At 58.2% G+C, this 16,866-nt stretch carries 17 protein-coding genes; 7 read left to right on the top strand and 10 right to left on the bottom strand.

Annotated elements, in window-relative coordinates; genetic code table 11:
* Positions 1 to 139: 139 nt before the first annotated feature.
* Positions 140 to 391: a 30S ribosomal protein S20 gene (gene rpsT, locus ACP7AJ_RS13210; RefSeq protein WP_046245794.1), complete on the bottom strand. Its 252-nt coding sequence runs from the start codon at positions 389 to 391 to the stop codon at positions 140 to 142.
* Between the two features lie 300 nt (positions 392 to 691).
* Here rpsT and ACP7AJ_RS13205 point away from each other — a divergent pair, with 300 nt between their 5' ends.
* Positions 692 to 1,678, top strand: coding sequence for a YheT family hydrolase (locus tag ACP7AJ_RS13205; RefSeq protein WP_426060680.1), 987 nt, complete (start codon positions 692 to 694; stop codon positions 1,676 to 1,678).
* Positions 1,679 to 1,692: 14 nt separating this feature from the next.
* Here the strand turns inward: ACP7AJ_RS13205 and rsmG are convergent, their stop codons facing one another.
* The 3 genes from rsmG to ACP7AJ_RS13190 form a co-directional block, all read right to left on the bottom strand.
* On the bottom strand, positions 1,693 to 2,310 hold the full coding sequence (gene rsmG, locus ACP7AJ_RS13200; protein ID WP_426060679.1) for a 16S rRNA (guanine(527)-N(7))-methyltransferase RsmG: 618 nt from the start codon (positions 2,308 to 2,310) through the stop codon (positions 1,693 to 1,695).
* Between the two features lie 136 nt (positions 2,311 to 2,446).
* A complete protein-coding gene (locus ACP7AJ_RS13195) occupies positions 2,447 to 3,070 on the bottom strand; it encodes an RNA polymerase sigma factor (protein ID WP_092675865.1) in 624 nt (207 codons plus the stop codon).
* Positions 3,061 to 4,215: a glycosyltransferase gene (locus ACP7AJ_RS13190; RefSeq protein WP_426060678.1), complete on the bottom strand. Its 1,155-nt coding sequence runs from the start codon at positions 4,213 to 4,215 to the stop codon at positions 3,061 to 3,063. The genes ACP7AJ_RS13195 and ACP7AJ_RS13190 overlap by 10 nt, the downstream gene beginning before the upstream one ends.
* Positions 4,216 to 4,386: 171 nt before the next feature.
* On the opposite strand from ACP7AJ_RS13190, the gene tgt reads away from it, so the two are divergent.
* The 3 genes from tgt (at position 4,387) to ACP7AJ_RS13175 (ending at position 7,731) form a co-directional block, all read left to right on the top strand.
* Positions 4,387 to 5,517: a tRNA guanosine(34) transglycosylase Tgt gene (tgt, locus tag ACP7AJ_RS13185; RefSeq protein WP_426060677.1), complete on the top strand. Its 1,131-nt coding sequence runs from the start codon at positions 4,387 to 4,389 to the stop codon at positions 5,515 to 5,517.
* Between the two features lie 79 nt (positions 5,518 to 5,596).
* On the top strand, positions 5,597 to 6,676 hold the full coding sequence (locus tag ACP7AJ_RS13180) for an LptF/LptG family permease (RefSeq protein ID WP_426060676.1): 1,080 nt from the start codon (positions 5,597 to 5,599) through the stop codon (positions 6,674 to 6,676).
* 107 nt (positions 6,677 to 6,783) lie between these two features.
* Positions 6,784 to 7,731, top strand: a complete 948-nt coding sequence (locus ACP7AJ_RS13175; protein ID WP_426060675.1) for a DMT family transporter — start codon at positions 6,784 to 6,786, stop codon at positions 7,729 to 7,731.
* Here the strand turns inward: ACP7AJ_RS13175 and ispE are convergent.
* Complete coding sequence (ispE, locus tag ACP7AJ_RS13170; protein WP_426060674.1) at positions 7,728 to 8,552, bottom strand: 4-(cytidine 5'-diphospho)-2-C-methyl-D-erythritol kinase; 825 nt, start codon at positions 8,550 to 8,552, stop codon at positions 7,728 to 7,730. The genes ACP7AJ_RS13175 and ispE overlap by 4 nt on opposite strands.
* Positions 8,553 to 8,599: 47 nt before the next feature.
* On the opposite strand from ispE, the gene ACP7AJ_RS13165 reads away from it, so the two are divergent.
* Genes ACP7AJ_RS13165 through ACP7AJ_RS13155 form a run of 3 tightly spaced genes read left to right on the top strand, consistent with a single transcriptional unit; the run spans position 8,600 to position 11,098 of the window.
* Positions 8,600 to 9,241, top strand: a complete 642-nt coding sequence (locus ACP7AJ_RS13165) for a sugar transferase (RefSeq protein WP_426060673.1) — start codon at positions 8,600 to 8,602, stop codon at positions 9,239 to 9,241.
* Positions 9,242 to 9,249: 8 nt separating this feature from the next.
* Positions 9,250 to 9,942 carry an acetyltransferase gene (locus ACP7AJ_RS13160; protein ID WP_426060672.1) on the top strand — a complete coding sequence of 231 codons (693 nt, stop codon included), beginning with the start codon at positions 9,250 to 9,252 and terminating at the stop codon, positions 9,940 to 9,942.
* Positions 9,935 to 11,098 carry a DegT/DnrJ/EryC1/StrS family aminotransferase gene (locus tag ACP7AJ_RS13155; protein ID WP_426060671.1) on the top strand — a complete coding sequence of 388 codons (1,164 nt, stop codon included), beginning with the start codon at positions 9,935 to 9,937 and terminating at the stop codon, positions 11,096 to 11,098. The genes ACP7AJ_RS13160 and ACP7AJ_RS13155 overlap by 8 nt, the downstream gene beginning before the upstream one ends.
* Positions 11,099 to 11,106: 8 nt before the next feature.
* Here the strand turns inward: ACP7AJ_RS13155 and ACP7AJ_RS13150 are convergent, their stop codons facing one another.
* The 5 genes from ACP7AJ_RS13150 to atpD all read right to left on the bottom strand — a co-directional run bounded on the left by ACP7AJ_RS13150 (position 11,107) and on the right by atpD (position 16,753).
* Positions 11,107 to 12,210 carry a DUF3616 domain-containing protein gene (locus tag ACP7AJ_RS13150; RefSeq protein ID WP_426060670.1) on the bottom strand — a complete coding sequence of 368 codons (1,104 nt, stop codon included), beginning with the start codon at positions 12,208 to 12,210 and terminating at the stop codon, positions 11,107 to 11,109.
* 310 nt (positions 12,211 to 12,520) lie between these two features.
* Positions 12,521 to 13,651 (bottom strand): trans-sulfuration enzyme family protein, encoded by a 1,131-nt coding sequence (locus ACP7AJ_RS13145; RefSeq protein WP_426060669.1) that lies wholly within the window; start codon positions 13,649 to 13,651, stop codon positions 12,521 to 12,523.
* Positions 13,652 to 13,704: 53 nt separating this feature from the next.
* Complete coding sequence (locus ACP7AJ_RS13140; RefSeq protein ID WP_426060668.1) at positions 13,705 to 14,766, bottom strand: AI-2E family transporter; 1,062 nt, start codon at positions 14,764 to 14,766, stop codon at positions 13,705 to 13,707.
* A 148-nt stretch (positions 14,767 to 14,914) separates the two neighbouring features.
* Entirely contained in the window at positions 14,915 to 15,160 is a 246-nt protein-coding gene (gene atpC, locus ACP7AJ_RS13135; RefSeq protein WP_426060667.1) for an ATP synthase F1 subunit epsilon, read from the bottom strand.
* Positions 15,161 to 15,247: 87 nt separating this feature from the next.
* Entirely contained in the window at positions 15,248 to 16,753 is a 1,506-nt protein-coding gene (atpD, locus tag ACP7AJ_RS13130) for a F0F1 ATP synthase subunit beta (RefSeq protein ID WP_426060666.1), read from the bottom strand.
* Between the last annotated feature and the right edge of the window lie 113 nt (positions 16,754 to 16,866).

Below are 16,866 nucleotides of genomic sequence, written 5' to 3'. Positions count from 1 at the left end.
GTCGATAGGCTCAGCAGGCAATCGATTTAGCTTAAGCCAAACGCAAGAAGCCCCACCCGTTGCGGAGTGAGGCTTCTGTAAGGAGCGTAGAACCAGACCTTGGGGCGGCGCAGTCTGGCCCTACTAAACTCGTCTCGCACTAAAGCGCGTTGACGAGCTTTGTCAGCTTGCTCTTGTTGTTAGCAGCTTTATTCTTGTGGATGATGTTCTTCTTGGCCAAACGGTCCAGCATCGACGACACCTTCTTCAGCAACTCCTGAGCGGCTGTTTTGTCGGTGGCTTCGCGCAGGCGCTTGATGGCCGTGCGGGTGGATTTGTGCTGGTAACGGTTCAACACGCGCTTGGCTTCGTTGCTGCGGATGCGTTTGAGGGCCGACTTATGGTTTGCCATGAGTTGGGATATATAGGAGCGTTATGCTTGAGTTCTGTGTTTGGGAGGGCAAAGGTACAAACCTACACGGTAAAATCAAACCATGTTTGCAAAAATATTGAGGACAAGCAGGATGGAGACCCAACGATTCACTGAATGGCCATGTAGAACGGCGCGAAGCATAACGTTCATAATATGTCTGGCATGAGTGCTCCCAAGCAAGTTAGATAACTAATTAGTATGCATGCCGATTATGTGCGAACTTTACTACTTGCACTACTCCAAATCATAGCGCTGCTGCTCCATTATTAATTACGCGCCATGCCTCTGGTATCTAACTCCCGCTATCAGCCGCCGTTTTATTTATTCAACGGCCACCTGCAAACCATCATACCCAGTCTTTGGCGCACCGTGTCCGGCGTAGCCTACCAGCGCGAACGAGTAGAACTACCCGACGGTGACTTCCTTAACCTGGACTGGAGCCGACTCCCCGAAATGCCGCCTACCGATGCCCTGGTCATCGTCTCGCACGGCCTCGAAGGAGATGCGTCCCGCCCTTACATGCGCGGCATGGTGCGGGCCCTCAACCGCGCCGGCTTTGACGCTCTGGCCTGGAACTACCGCAGCTGCGGCGGCGAAATGAATAGATTGCTCCGCTCCTACCACCTCGGCGATACCGACGACTTGGACCTGGTAGTGCGCCACGCGGTGGCCACCGGACGCTACCAGCGCGTTTATTTGGTAGGGTTCAGCGCCGGTGGCAACGTTACCTTGAAGTACCTGGGCGAGGAGCCTGCCCGCGTGCCCGCCGAAGTAAAACGAGCCGCCGTATTCTCTGTCCCGACCGACTTGCAGGCTAGCTCCGTGCACATCAGCCGGCCTCAGAACCAAGTGTACCTGCGCCGCTTTCTGAAATCACTGAGGTTGAAAGTGCGGGCCAAGGCAGAGCTGCTGCCGGGCCAAGTTGATTTGGATGGCATCGAAGACCTGCGTGATTTCCAGGAGTTCGACAGCCGCTACACCGCGCCCATGCATGGCTTCGACTCAGCCGATGCCTACTACCAACACGCCAGTTCTGGACGTTACCTAAGCGGCATTCAGGTGCCCACGCTATTGGTAAACGCGCAGAACGACCCATTTCTCCCAGCGTCCTGCTTCCCACGGGAAGTAGCGGCCAATTCTCCTTTTGTGTTTCTGGAAACGCCGCCCGAGGGTGGGCACGTCGGTTTCCCCGAAGGTTCACCCGATGGCGAATACTACTCGGAGCGACGGGCCGTGGAGTTTCTCACGGCTGAGGTGCCAGCGTAGCCAAGACTTGCCGGCTATTTGGCTGCGACAAATACTATCTTTTTCGTCTCATAAAATTCTTCGCTGAAGAAGTCGCTGAGGTTCGTCACCTTGGCTTTGAGGCCAGACTCGGCTATTTCCTCGGTCAGGTCGCCACCTTTCAAATAGTACAGCCCTGAGCCGGCCGCTCCTTGGGACTTGTAGCGGTGGGTAATCCAGGGATGGAAAGTGGCCAAGCGCGCCACGGCCCGGCTCACTACAAAATCAAACTTCTGGCGCACCTGCTCGGCGCGGGTTTGCTCGGCCGTGACATTATCCAGCCCCAGGGCCGCGGCCATGAACTGCACCGCCCGGATTTTCTTGCCGATGCTGTCGACAAGGTGAAAATGAACTTCGGGAAACATGATGGCCAGCGGCAAGCCCGGCAGGCCGCCGCCCGTGCCTACATCGAGCACCGCGCTGTCCTTGGGAAACTTTATCACCTTGGCAATGGCCAGCGAATGCAGCAGGTGCCGCTCCACAAAGTTGTCCATGTCGGTGCGCGACACCAGGTTGATGGCTTCGTTGGTAGCCCGGAACTCGGTTTCCAGCTGCTTAAATAGCTGGAGCTGCTTAGTGGTGAGTTCGGGGAAGTAGTGCTGCAGGAGGTTCATGGGTGCAAAGGTGCACGGTGCGACTTTAATGCCATGCTTGCTGCTAAAAGAACGTTGCGCTGCGTTCTGAATGACGTTCTTTTCTATTACCAATAGCATAAAAAAAGCCCCGACTTGCGCCGGGGCTTTTTCACGATTAAATAATCTGCTTGGTGTGCTTCACCATGTCATAGAGCAGCTCCCGGGCCCGGTGCAGTTGAGCTTTCACGGTGCCGAGCGGAGCTTTCAGCTCGGTGGCAATTTCTTCGTAGCTAAGCTCATCGAAGTAGCGCAGCGACACGAGGCGCTGGTACTTATCGGGCAGGCGCGACACCACGTGGCGCATGATTTCAATCTTCTGGTTGCGCACGGCGTGCTCGGCCGGGTTCAGGTCGTTGTCGCGGAAATCGATGGTGATTTCGTCGCCGTTGTCCACTTTAATGGCGGAATCAATCGACATCGTTTTGATTTTATTCTTGCGGATAAAATCAATGCAGTTGTTCGTGGCAATGCGGAACAGCCAAGTGCTGAAAGCATACTCAGGGTTGAACTTGTGCAGGTTGCGGAAGGCTTTGGCAAAGGCCTCAATGGTAAGGTCTTCGGCATCGTCCTGGTTGCGCACCATCTTGAGAACCACGTGGTAAACGGGCTTCTTGTAAATTTGCATCAGTTCAGCATAAGCCTTCTCATCGCCGTTGTCCACGGCGGCGCGAATCAGCTTAAAGTCATGCTTGGCTTTAACTGAAAACTGCTTCTGAATATCTTGATTGTTTACTTCCATCGAAGGGTGCGATTAAGGAATAAAGAAATTCCCAAGGCCAGATATTGAACAAAATAGGCTAAGTCCAGCACGGGGAGCAATCCGACGATTACGGACTGTTGGAGGCGCCTGCTTAGTCGGGCATACACGGCACTCACAAACAATGTTCGGAGGGTGCATACGACCGCCAAAGGTATCCAATTGTTTGGGGAAAATACTAGCACAACTACAGCCAAATAGAACAACATGTTGGCTGCTAAGAAGGTGCCCACCCGCAAACGGTCGGCCAATCGGTAGGCCCGGCCGGCCGACAAGTGCCGTCGTTTCTGATGCCACCATACGGCCCAAGTTGCGGCGGGTTCGCTTAAAGTGTGGGCGGCAGGGTCAGCCACCACGGCTACTTGCAGGCCTTGGCGCACGGCGTCCTGCACCAGCAGGTCGTCGTCGCCGCTGAGCTGGCGAATGTGCGAGGCGTAGCCCTTGGTGGCCGTGAAGCAGGCGCGGGTGTAGCCCAGGTTGCGGCCCACGCCCATGTAGGGCCAGCCCCGCCAGGCAAAGCTCAGGTATTGAGCCGCGGTGAGCAGGGTTTCGAAGCGAATGAGCTGGTTGAGAAAGCCCGGGGCTTCGGCATAGGCCGAAAATCCGACGACTAAATCGGATGTCGGCTTCCCCCCCCCCTGGGCAAAGCCGCGCTGCATCAGTCGGAGCCACTGATTGGTGACCGGGATGCAGTCGGCATCGGTGAAAAGCATGCGGGGATACCGGGCCGTTTTTACGCCGAGGGTGAGGGCATATTTTTTGGGGGCAAACCCGCGGGGGGTGCGGGCCACGCTCACGAGGCGCACCTTTTCGTGGTAGTACTGGGCCAGCTGCTGGGCGTAGAGGTAGGTATCGTCTTCGCTGCGGTCGTCGATGAGAATGACTTCGAAACCGGCGGGGTAGTCCTGCTTCAGCAACAGGGGCAGCAGGCGGCGCAAGTTGAGAAGCTCGTTGCGGGCGCAGACGATGACGGAAACGGGCTCAGTATCGGGACCCGGGGCGTGGGCGGGTGCCTCGGGGGCGCGGCGGGCAAAGGGCCAGAAGAAATACGCCGCATAAAACAGCTGCACCACCACGCTCGCAAGCAGAAGCCAAAAGAAAGGGGACGTGGGTATGGGTAACGGCAACGGCGAAGCAGCGTGAAGGAGCCGGCAAAAGTACGGGACGCGAGGCGGGTGGGTATCTTTGTGTACTGTAGCGCGAACTTTGTAGTTCGCGTCTTCGTGCCACTGGAACAAACAAATGGCTTGGGGACGCGAACTACAAAGTTGCGCTACTGCGCTACGTATTTTTCTAGGATGACTTTCGACCTTCTCGCTCAAGACCCCACCACCAAAGCCCGCGCTGGCCGCCTCGAAACTGCGCACGGCGCTATTGAAACGCCCATTTTTATGCCCGTGGGCACGGCCGGCACCGTGAAAGCGGTGTCGCAACAAACCCTCAAAGAGGACATCAACGCCCAGATTATTCTTGGCAATACCTACCACTTGTACCTGCGCCCGGGCCTCGACGTGCTGCGTGCCGCCGGAGGCTTGCATAAGTTCAATGGCTGGGACCGGCCCATTCTTACCGACAGCGGCGGGTACCAGGTGTACTCGCTCAGCAACACCCGCAAAATCAAGGAGGAGGGCGTAAAATTCCGCTCGCACATCGACGGCAGCCAGCATTTGTTTTCGCCCGAGGGCGTGATGGACATTCAGCGCGTGATTGGGGCCGACATCATCATGGCCTTCGACGAGTGCACGCCCTGGCCCTGCGAGTACGACTACGCCGCCCGCTCCCTGGACATGACGCACCGCTGGCTGCAGCGCTGCATTCAGCGTTTCGACAGCACCGAGGGCCTCTACGGCTACCAACAGACGCTTTTCCCTATTGTGCAGGGCAGCACGTTCCGGGATTTGCGCATCAAGTCGGCGGAGTTTATCGCGGCTCAGGGGCGTGAGGGCAATGCCATTGGCGGCCTGAGCGTGGGCGAGCCCGCCGAGCTGATGTACGAAATGACCGAGCTGGTCTGCGACATTCTGCCCAAGGACAAGCCCCGCTACCTGATGGGCGTGGGCACGCCGGCCAACATCCTGGAAAACATTGCCTTAGGCGTGGATATGTTCGACTGCGTGATGCCGACCCGCAACGCCCGCAACGGCATGCTGTTTACTACGCAGGGCATTATGAACGTGACGAATAAGAAGTGGGCCACCGATTTTTCACCCATCGACGCCGAACTGGGCGGGCATGCCAGCACGTTCTACTCGCGGGCGTACCTGCGCCACCTGTTTCAGTGCCAGGAAATGCTGGGCCCGCAAATTGCTTCGGCGCACAATCTGGCTTTTTATCTGTGGCTGGTGAAGGAAGCACGCAAGCAAATCGTGGCCGGCACGTTTGGGCCCTGGAAAGACCGGATGGTGAAGCAGGTGATGACCCGGTTATAATTATGAATTGTGAATTATGAGTTTGGGTACCCGACTCGACTAACTCAACACTCATGATTCATAACTTATAATTCTGAAAATGAATATCCTCGACAAATACATTATCAAGAAGTTTCTCGCCGCGTTTTTCTTCTCGGTGGTTATTCTGGTGTCGGTTATTTGCGTCATTGATTTCACGGAGAAAAACGACGATTTTATCCAGCATAATCTGTCGATGTCGCAGATTATTTTCGGCTACTACGTTTATCTGTTCCCTTATTTCGCCAACCTTCTTTCGCCAATAACCATTTTCATTGCCGTCGTTTTTGTAACAGCACAGCTGGCAGCACGAACCGAAATTGTGGCCATTCTGGCCAGCGGGGTGAGTTTTAAGCGTCTGATGCTGCCTTATGCTGCGGGCGGGGCGGTGGTGGGGCTGCTGATATTCGGGCTCATTGGCTGGGTATTGCCCATTGGTAATAAATCGAGGGTGGCGTTTGAGCGGGCTTATATCAAGTTGCCTTACCGCTTTCAGGGGCGCAACGTGCACATCAAGATTGGGCCTAAGCACTACGTGTACATGGAGAGCTACGATAACATTAACAATGTCGGCTTTCACTTTGCGCTCGAAACGGTGGACGGCACCGTCCTGCGCCGACGCCTCACGGCTGATGCCATCAATTGGGATTCGACCAAGCAGGTGTGGCGGATGTCGCCGCAGCTGATTCGCTCTTTCCACGGGCCGCAAGACGAAAGACTTGAAACCGTGCCGGCCCGCGACACCACGCTGAACCTGTTTCCCAAAGATTTTGCCAGTACCTACCGCCTGGCCGAAACCCTTACCCTCCCCGAGTTGAACACCTACATCAACACCAAAATTGAGCGCGGCGCCGATGATACGCAGCTTTACCTAAGCGAGAAGTACGAGCGGTACTCCTACCCTTTCGCCATTGTTATCCTCACACTGATTGGCGTCATCCTCAGTGCCCGAAAATCGCGGGCCGGCGTGGGCGGGCAAATTGCCTTGGGCTTCGTGCTAGCCTTCGTGTTTATCATTTTTGTGATGCTGAGCCGCAACCTAGCGCAAGTCGGCAGCCTCGACCCGTTTATTGCCGCTTGGGTGCCTAGCATGGTCTTTACTGGAATTGGGCTGGCGCTGTACCGCTTCGTGCCGAAATAATTTTTTTTGTGATAATGTTAAAAGTGGGAAAGCCAGCACAAAAAAAGCTTGCTGAATGAACCCATTCACTTCAATTTCCACATTTCCACATCCAACCCATTTCCACATTGCTTAAAGACTACCTCAAGCTTCATTTCATTGTGCTCCTGTGGGGCTTCACGGCCATCCTGGGCAAGCTGCTGACGGTGCCGCCGGTGGAGCTGGTGTTTTGGCGCACGCTGCTGGCTTCGGCCGGACTGGGGCTGCTGCTGCTGGGCCGCCGGGTGGCGTGGCGCATTCCACCGGGGCAGGTGCTGCGGCTACTGGCGGTGGGCTCGCTGGTGGCCGCGCATTGGATTACCTTCTTTCTGGCGGCGCGGCTGTCGTCAGTAAGTGTCTGCCTGGCGGGCCTGGCCACGCTGGCTCTGTGGACGTCGCTGCTCGAGCCGCTGCTACTGTGGCGGCGCGTGCGGGGGTACGAGGTGGGCCTGGGCCTCATCACCATGGTCGGCCTGTACCTGGTGAGCCAAGCCGAGCTTGACCAGCTGCTGGGCCTGGGCGTGGCAGTAGTTTCGGCAGGTCTTTCGGCGTTGTTCAGTGTGCTCAATGCCAAGCTGGTGAAGGCCCACCCGCCGCTGCGGCTTACTTTTTATGAGATGCTGGGGGCGTGTTTGAGCATAACCCTTTTCTTCCCAATTTATAGCTACTTCTTCACGCAGGGCCAGGGGCTACAACTAGCCTGGCACGGCTACGACTGGCTGTGGCTGGCAATACTGGCCGGCGTGTGCACAGTGTACGCATTTTCTGCTTCGGTTGAGCTGATGAAGCGCCTCTCGGCCTTCGCCGTAAACCTGACCACCAACCTGGAGCCGGTTTACGGCATTGCCATGGCAGTAGCCATTTATTGGCTACACACAAAGGGCCTGCTGCACGCGCCGCAGTTCAACCACGAACGCATGTCTACCGGTTTTTACTTGGGCACGCTGCTCATCGTGTTCAGCGTGCTTATTCATCCATTAGTGGCACGGCTGGTAAAAGACAAAGAGCCCGAGCATGTGCCAGTTATCCCGGTTTAAAGCACCCCTTGCCACACGGTGTATGCAGCCGGCCACTCCAATTGCGGCACAGTCGCCGAGGCCGGCCATAGCCCGTACACAGCCGAGCCGGAGCCCGACAGGCTGGCATAAGCGGCCCCGGCGGCGTAGAGCTGCTGCTTGATTTCGGCCAGCACCGGATAGGCTGGCGCCAGCGACTTTTCAAAGTCGTTGCTCACCGTGTCGCGCCACGTTTCCAAGGGCTGGGCCAAGGCAGCGCGCAACGCGTAGGCCGGCGCCTGTGGCGTGATGCGCGCAAAAGCTTCGGGGGTGCTGATGTGCAGGTTTGGGTAAACTACCAAGCAGCCGGTGCCTGTCAGACTCAAGTTAATTTCCTGAAACACGTCGCCCCGCTCCACAGCCAGCACGGGCTTATTTTGGATGAAAAAAGCACAGTCCGAGCCCAACCGACGGGCGTACTGTTCAAGGAATTCAACAGAGATATCTAGGCCAAACAGCTCGTTTGTCGCCTTCAGGGCAAACGCGGCATCGGCCGAGCCGCCGCCCAGGCCAGCCCCAATGGGCACTATTTTGTGCAGGTAAATTTGAACGGGTGGCAGCTGCGGAAAGTCGGCTTGCAGCAGCTCGTAGGCGCGCACACAGAGGTTGGTGGCAGGGTTGCCGGGAATGGGGCGCCCGGTAAGCGTGATGCTCGTTGGCTGGTCGGCTGCGGCGGGCAGTATCTCCAGCGCATCGGTCCAGGGCAGCGGCAGAAACACTGATTCTACGTTGTGGAAGCCATCGGGGCGGCGCTCCGTGACGTAAAGGCCGAGGTTGAGTTTGGCGTTGGGAAAAACGAGCATGGGCAGGAGGCAGGCCAAAGCCTGCGCTACAAAGTTACTTTTGCACCGTGTCCGCCCCCGATTCTTTTTATGTCCGTCACGGCAAGCGCCTTCTCGACGTGGCTATTGCCCTGCCCCTGCTGGTGCTGGCTCTGCCATTGCTGGCCGGCGCGGCAGCACTGGCGGCAGCCCAGAACCGGGGCCGGGTGCTGTTTCGCCAGCCGCGGCCGGGCTGGCACGGGCGGCTGTTCACGCTCTACAAGATTCAAACCATGACCGACACACGCAACGTCGCCGGCCACTTACTGCCCGACGCCGAACGCCTGCCCGCCCTGGGCCGCTGGCTGCGCGCTACTTCCCTCGACGAGTTGCCCCAGCTCTGGAACATTCTGCGCGGCGACCTGAGCCTGGTGGGCCCGCGCCCTCTACTGCCCGAATACCTGCCGCTGTATTCGCCCACCCAGGCCCGTCGGCACGAGGTTCGCCCCGGCCTCACGGGCTGGGCGCAGGTAAACGGCCGCAATGCCATTTCTTGGGAAGAAAAATTTGCCTATGACGTCTGGTACGTCGATAATATGTCGTGGCAGCTGGATATGAACATCTTGTGGCGCACTGCCGGGCGGGTGCTGCGCGGCAGCGGCATAACGGCTCCCGGGCAGGCCACCACGGTCGCTTTCCGCGGTAGTGCCCCTCCTTCTGTTTCCCCGTAGATTGCCTTATGACCAAGTTGTTTTTCTCCGAATACGAAGAAACCGAACCCGGCATGCCCCTTGTGATTTTCGGCGCGGGGGGCTTGGGCCGCGAAGTGCTGCTTTTAATTCAGCAGCTCAACGGCGTGCATCCGAGCTGGGACGTGCGCGGCTTCTACGACGACCAGGCACCGGCCACGCCCACCGTGGCGGGCCTCCCCTACCTGGGCAGCAGCGCCGACCTCAATGCCACCCCCGAGCCCCTGGCCGTGGCCGTGGCCGTGGGCAGCCCCGTTGGCCGGGCCGCGGTGGTGAGCCGCCTAACGTCGCCGCAGCTCTCGTTTCCGGTGTTGGTGCATCCCGCGGTGGCGCTGGGCTCCCAACAGCGCATTACGCTGGGCCAAGGCAGTATTGTGCAGCAAGGCTGCCTCCTGACGTGCGACATCACGCTGGGCCGGTTTGTGCTCCTGAACTTGGGCTGCACCATTGGCCACGACGCCGTGCTGGAAGATTTTGCCTCGCTAATGCCACACGCCAACGTGAGCGGCAGCGCGCACCTGGGCGCTGGCTGCTACCTCGGCACCAATGCCACCGTCATTCAGGGAGTGCGCATCGGGGAAAACACGATTTTAGGGGCCGGCGCCGTTGCCGTGCGCGACCTCCCCGCCAATATCACGGCCGTGGGCGTACCGGCTAAGTCCATCAAAAAAGCAAATGCGTAGCCAAGACCACGACCGCCTATTTCTCTCCCCGCCCCACCTGGGCCGGCACGAGATGAACTATGTGCACAAGGCGATTGAGGACAACTGGGTGGCTCCGGCCGGACCAAACCTGACCGGCTTCGAAGCCGACATTTGCGAAGCAACCGGCATGGCGCACTGCGTGGCGCTATCGTCGGGCACAGCGGCCATTCACCTCGGGCTGATATTATTGGGAGTGGGCCCCGGTGATGAAGTGCTGTGCCCTTCGTTCACCTTCGTGGCTACCGCCAACCCGATTCTATACTTGGGCGCTACGCCCGTCTTCGTCGATAGCGAAGCCGACACTTGGAACATTTGCCCGGAGCGCCTGCGCGAAGCTATTGTCGACCGCATTGCCAAAGGAAAAAAGCCCAAAGCCCTCATCCTGGTACATCTGTATGGCATGCCCGCCCGCCTACCGGAGATACTGGCGCTGGCGGCCCAATACGAGCTGCCGATACTGGAAGACGCGGCCGAAGCACTGGGCTCACGTTTTAACAAGCAGCCGCTGGGCAGTTTTGGTACGATTGGGGTGTTCTCTTTCAACGGCAACAAAATACTGACCACCAGCGGTGGTGGCGCCCTGGTCACCAACGATGCGGAACTGGCCAAGAAAACTCGCTTCCTGGCTACTCAGGCCAAGGACGATGCGCCGTACTACCAGCACTCGCAGCTTGGCTATAACTACCGCCTCAGCAACATCCTGGCTGGTATCGGGCGCGGCCAAATGGAGCTATTGGAGGACCGGGTAAAAAAGCGCCGCGAAATATTTGCCTGGTACCAGGAGCACTTGGCCCGCCTGCCTGGCCTCACCGTGGCCCTGGCCCCCGAGCCCGCTGGCAGCCGCTCGAACCGCTGGCTCACTACCATCCTGCTAAAACCTGCTGATCTAGAAGCTGCCCCCGGCCAAGCTCTCGCTACGCCCGAAACGGTGCGCCGGCAGCTGGAAACCCATAATATTGAGAGCCGGCCGCTCTGGAAGCCGCTGCACCTGCAGCCGCTTTTTCAAACAGCCCCCATGTACGGCGGCGAGGTATGCGCTGATTTGTTTGCCCGCGGCCTTTGCTTGCCTAGTGGCACCGCCATGACCGATGTGGAACTACGGCGCGTGGCAGAGGCACTTGCAGAGTGCTTTTAAAGGCTGAATTAGCCAGGCAGGAGAAATGAATCGGCCACTATCTGGTTAGCGCCGGTTTTGCGGGTGGCGGTAGGGCTATCGAACACGATGAGCACGTGCCTATCATCGAGGAGGGCCATGCCTTCGGCCTTGTCTTTGCCAGCAGTGGGACCGTGGCCGTGGGGTACATCAAAGAGACGCTGGATTTTCTCATCCCCTATCAGGCTGTCGGTGGGTTGGCGCGTGGCGTTAGGCCAGAAGTACACGGCAATGCTACCATCGAGGTCCATGGTAGGGCCGGCCAGTAGTAGCATGTCGTGGCCCCGCCGGCGAAGCTCACGCAAGCCCATGCCGCCTAGGTCGAGAAAGTGCTTTTTGTAGTAGGTCTCGGTGGCACCTTCCACTTTGCCCAGGTGCAAGCGGCCGTGCTTGCCTTCCTCAAGCGCCAGTTCCAGTACAATGGCCCAGCCGCGGAGCACGGGCCCACGCAGCCCCACGAACACCTGCCCTTCTTTAGTCACAGCCAGGCCTTCGATGTCGAAGCCATTGTCTTTGCCGGGAATCTGCAGAAAGGGTTTTATGTGGCAGTCTTCGGCCAGGAGGTCGAGTAGCTCGCTGCTCTTATCGTTGCCGCGGAGCTGTGCCGCGCGCAGGGTTTGGCCGGTTTTGGAGGGGTGCGGAGCTGTTTTGTGCAACTCGTAGTCTCCGGTTTTCTCATTCAACACCAATGGAATGCGGGCCAGCAGATAGCGGTTGCCGTCTGCTTCGATTTTCGCCAACCTTTTGATTTGCTTGGCTACATCGGCGTCTTTATCATCGGGCTTCTTGCGTTTGAGGCCGTGCGAGCCCACCAACCAGAGGTAATGCCCATCTTCGGCCATGCCCTCAATGTCAATTTCAATGCCCTCCCCAGCGGGCAGGTCGAGCAGTTCAGTGAGTTGGTAAGAGCAGTGCTGGCCAAACTCGTGGGGCCCCGTCCGTCGCAGGCGTTCCACGGTGGTGCGCTCGTCGCAGCACACCCACAGGTTTTCCCCTATCAGCAGGGTTGTTGATAGGCCATCGCGCACATGCTTATCATCAGCATTCAAGCTAAGCTTAGGGTCGAAATGCAGCGTGTAGGGTAAGTGTCGCATAATGCAGTATGGAATCGATTACGAGGGTAAACGCGAAACGGGCGCACCGCCGATAGGTTCTGTTTCTGCTCCCCCTTTCCGACCAGCGAATTGTCTTACAATCCGTTGGTCACAGGCAACTACTACCTTGCCAGCACGCATCACCAACGTTGTACTCCTGCATCACCATGGCTCTAGTTAGAAACGCTGCCACACCCAATGCTACTGCTACGCCTGTGTCGGTCTGGCACAGGAGGCTATTTAAGTAAAAACATGGCTTAGCGAGCCAGATGAGACTGTCTTTATTGGTGCACAACTCGTGTCCCAGGCTCTACTCCAGCGCCTGCGCCAAATCAGCCAGCAGTTCCTCCACGGGCTCGATCCCCACGCTCAGCCGCACCAGCCCCACGGTGATGCCCAGCTCAGCGCGCTGCTCATCGGTCAGGGCCCGGTGCGAGGTATAAAGCGGGTGCGAGCACGACGAGTCCACGCCCGCCAACGAAGGCGCAAAGGGAAACCGCTCTGACCGCTGCATGAAACGGTTAACCAAGGCGGCATCGTCAGGCAAACGCAACGACAGCATGCCGCTGAACAGGCCATGGCCCTGCGAAGCCGCCAGCAGGTGTTGGGGGTGGGTCAGCAAGCCGGGGTAGTACACCGCCTTCACGGCCGGGTGCACTTCCAGAAACTCGGCTACCTGCTGGGCATTGTAGCTGTGCGCAGCCACCCGCAGGCGCATGGTTTTCATGCCCCGCACGCTCAGCCAGCTTTCCATTGGGCTCAGGGTAAGGCCAAACACCATCCCAATCTGGCGCAGACGGGCCGCATCTTCCGGCGTGCGAGCCACCACGGCGCCAGCCGTCACATCGGAGTGACCGGCCAAGTATTTGGTCACGCTGTGCAGCACCAGGTCAGCCCCATAGGCCAGCGGCTTGGTGAGCACGGGCGTGGCGAAGGTATTGTCTACCACCAGCTTCAGGCCGTGTTGCTGGCATTCGGCGGCCAGGGCCCGCAGGTCCACCACGCGCAACAGCGGGTTGCTCATGGTTTCGCAAAGCAGCAGCTTGGTGCTGGCTTGCACATGACTTTTCAGGTCGTACAACTCCTCAAAGGGCACGTAGCTCACCGTGATGCCCAGCCGCGACAGCTCCAGATTCAGCAGCGCTGCCGAGCCGCCGTAGATATCGGCCGCGCACAGCACGTGGTCGCCGGCTTGGCAGTAGGTCATCAGCGCTGCGAAGATGGCGGCCATGCCCGAGCCCGTGGCTACTGCGCCGGCCCCAGATTCCCAACGGTTCACGGCCTGAGCCAGTTCGTCGCTGTTCGGGTTGCCATTGCGGGAGTACATGTACCGGCTGCCCGGCTCATCAAAGTACTGCTGGATGGCATCCAGGTCCTCAAACTTGAAGACAGAGGTTTGGTAGATTGGGGTAATTTTGGGATGGATAGCCGAAGGATTCATGAGGGCCGCTTGGGAGGAATAAGTCCGACAAAGGTCGGCAACGGCGCCTGGGTTTACCGCGGCACCTCACTTTCGCGTCGGAGCCGGTTCTCGCGGCGAAAAACCTCCATCAGCACCAAAAAATAGGACACCAGCAGCGGGCCCACCACCAGCCCAATCAGCCCAAATATTTCCACGCCCAACACCAGTCCCACCAGAGTAACCAAGGGGTGTATGTCGCCCATGCGTTTGGCCAGCATGATGCGTAGCAGGTTATCTACGTTCACAATAACGATGAAGCCCACCAGAAGAATGCCGATGGCCTGCGTGTTTGCGCCTACCGAAAACTGGTACAGCGCGGCCGGCCCCCAAACCAGAGGCGTGCCCAGCACGGGCAAAAACGCCATAAAGAAGGCCACTACCCCCCAAAATGCCGGGTCGGGCACCGCAAAAATCTTTAGCGTGATGCCTGTAAGAATACCCTGCACCAGCGCCACCAGCACTTGCCCCAGCACGTTGGCGTTCACGTTGTTCTTTAGTGCCTCGCCCAAGTCTTGCAGCGTCTCGTTGCGGAAGGGCAGGTAGCGGTGCAGGCCCAGCAAAAAGTACGTTTCCTGCATAAACAAGTAGTACATGGTGAACAGCATGAGGCCGACCACGACCAGAAAGTTGAGCGCGCTACTGGCCAGCGTTGGCAACCAACTACTCACCCGGTTGGCACCTTGCAACAACAATTCTCGCACGTTCAACTGCCCGGTAAGGTTGAAACCGGTAGCATTTTCGAACTTGTGGACTACGTCCAATATCCGCTCGGGGTGCTTGGCAAAGTTCACCAGGCGGTCCAGCAGCAGCGAGCTAAGGGCATAAAACGGCACCACCAGCACCACTACCGTTACAAGCAGGATGCCAATGGTCACCATCCGCTGATTCCAGCGGCGCCGGTGCACCAGCGCCACCCACACCGGCCGAAACACCACAAACAGAATACCCGCCGCCAGAAAGGCCGTTAAGTACTGCGCCAGGCCCATCACCATCAGGCTCAACAAGCCAGCGAGCGAAAAAACCAAAAGCAGATACCGCTGGCGCGGGGTGTAAATGTTCTCGACAGCAGCAAAAGGGTCGGAAGATTTTTGCATCGGAATATTATTGAATCAGCACACAGTCTGTGACGTACGCAGGTGGCATAATTTTGTCCGCTTGAGACACAAAAAAAGCCGTTCCTGCGCAGCAGGAACGGCTTTCAAATAACAGCAGCAATAGCAGTCTGCTATGGCAGCAGCACGCTTACAATACAGCGCCTTCGGCCAGCACTATCACGTTGTTGCGCAGTACTTCCACCACGCCGCCTTCGATGCGAATGGCTTCGCGGCCAGCAGCGCCAGTCAGCACCACCTGACCAGCCTTCAGGGCAGCAATCAGCGGGGCATGGTTGTTTAGTACCTCAAACAAGCCATCGGAACCTGGAAACTGGGCCGAGGTCACTTCGCCTTCGAATACCTTGCGGTCGGGGGTGATGATTTCTAGGTGCATTTTTATTTATTATAATAGGCAGCCGAAAGAAGAACGTCATGCTGAGGCTGAGCTTGCCAAGCATGACGTTCCGCTTGACCTTCTTACTTACTTGGCTTCGGCAATCAGCCTCTCGCCCTTCGTTACGGCATCTTCAATGGTGCCCACGAGGTTGAAAGCAGCCTCAGGCAGGTGGTCGTACTTGCCATCGATGATTTCGTTGAAGCCACGGATGGTGTCCTTGATGTCAACCAACACGCCGGCGAGGCCGGTGAACTGCTCGGCCACGAAGAAGGGCTGCGACAGGAAACGCTGCACGCGGCGGGCGCGGTTTACAACCTGCTTGTCCTCCTCGGAGAGTTCGTCCATACCCAGAATGGCGATGATGTCCTGCAGTTCCTTGTAGCGCTGTAGAATCTCCTTCACGCGCTGGGCGGTGTTGTAGTGCTCGTTGCCAATTACATCGGCCGACAGAATGCGCGAAGTCGAGTCCAGCGGGTCCACAGCGGGGTAGATGCCCAGCTCGGCAATTTTGCGGCTCAGTACCGTCGTGGCGTCCAAGTGGGCAAAGGTGTTAGCCGGAGCCGGGTCAGTCAAGTCATCGGCAGGCACATACACGGCCTGTACAGAGGTGATGGAACCGCGCTTGGTCGAGGTGATGCGCTCCTGCATGGCACCCATCTCAGTAGCCAGCGTGGGCTGGTAACCTACGGCCGAAGGCATACGACCCAACAGAGCCGATACTTCCGAACCCGCCTGCGTAAAGCGGAAGATGTTATCAATAAAGAACAAAATGTCGCGGCCGGCACCGGTGCCGTCGCCGTCGCGGAAGCTTTCGGCGATGGTCAAACCCGACAGGGCCACGCGAGCGCGGGCTCCGGGGGGCTCGTTCATCTGGCCAAACACCAGGGTAGCCTGCGACTTGAGCAGTTCGGTCTCGTCAACTTTCGACAAGTCCCAGCCACCCGATTCCATCGAGTGCTTGAACTCCTCGCCGTAGAGAATGATGTTGGATTCAATGAATTCGCGCAGCAAGTCATTGCCCTCGCGGGTACGCTCGCCCACGCCGGCAAACACCGAAAGACCTTCGTAGGCCTTGGCCACGTTGTTCACCAGTTCCATGATGAGTACGGTTTTGCCCACGCCGGCACCGCCGAACAGACCAATTTTACCGCCCTTTACATAGGGAGCCAGCAAGTCAATTACCTTGATGCCAGTGTAGAGAATTTCCGACGACGTTGCCAGGTCCTCGAAGGCCGGGGGCAGGCGGTGAATGGGCAGGGGGCCGTCGGACTTCGGCTGGGGAATGCCGTCGATGGCCTGGCCAATAACGTTGAACAGGCGGCCCTTTACGCCTTCGCCAGTGGGCATCGACATGGGAGCCCCTAGGTCGCGCACAATGGCGCCACGGGTCAGGCCTTCGGTCGAGTCCATGGCGATGGTCCGAACCCGGTCCTCGCCCAAATGCTGCTGGCACTCCAGTACTACCACTTGGCCGTTGTCTTTCGTGACTTCGAGCGCGTCGAGGATGTTAGGCAGCTTCGTGTTTTCACCCGCGAAGCTCACGTCCACTACGGGGCCGATGACCTGGGTGATTTTGCCGGTATTCGCCATTGAGGTGTATTTATAAGAAAGATGATGCGTTTTTCAGGCCGCAAAATTACGGCAGAAGCGCGGCTTTTCCAACCTATTGGCTAGAAGTCCGGTCGCTTGGCTTTCAACGGCGC

The organism is Hymenobacter sp. B1770 (genome assembly GCF_049896385.1).
GTDB lineage: Bacteria > Bacteroidota > Bacteroidia > Cytophagales > Hymenobacteraceae > Hymenobacter.
Note: the sequence above shows the minus strand (reverse complement) of the source record. Positions and strands in the feature narration are given on the sequence as shown.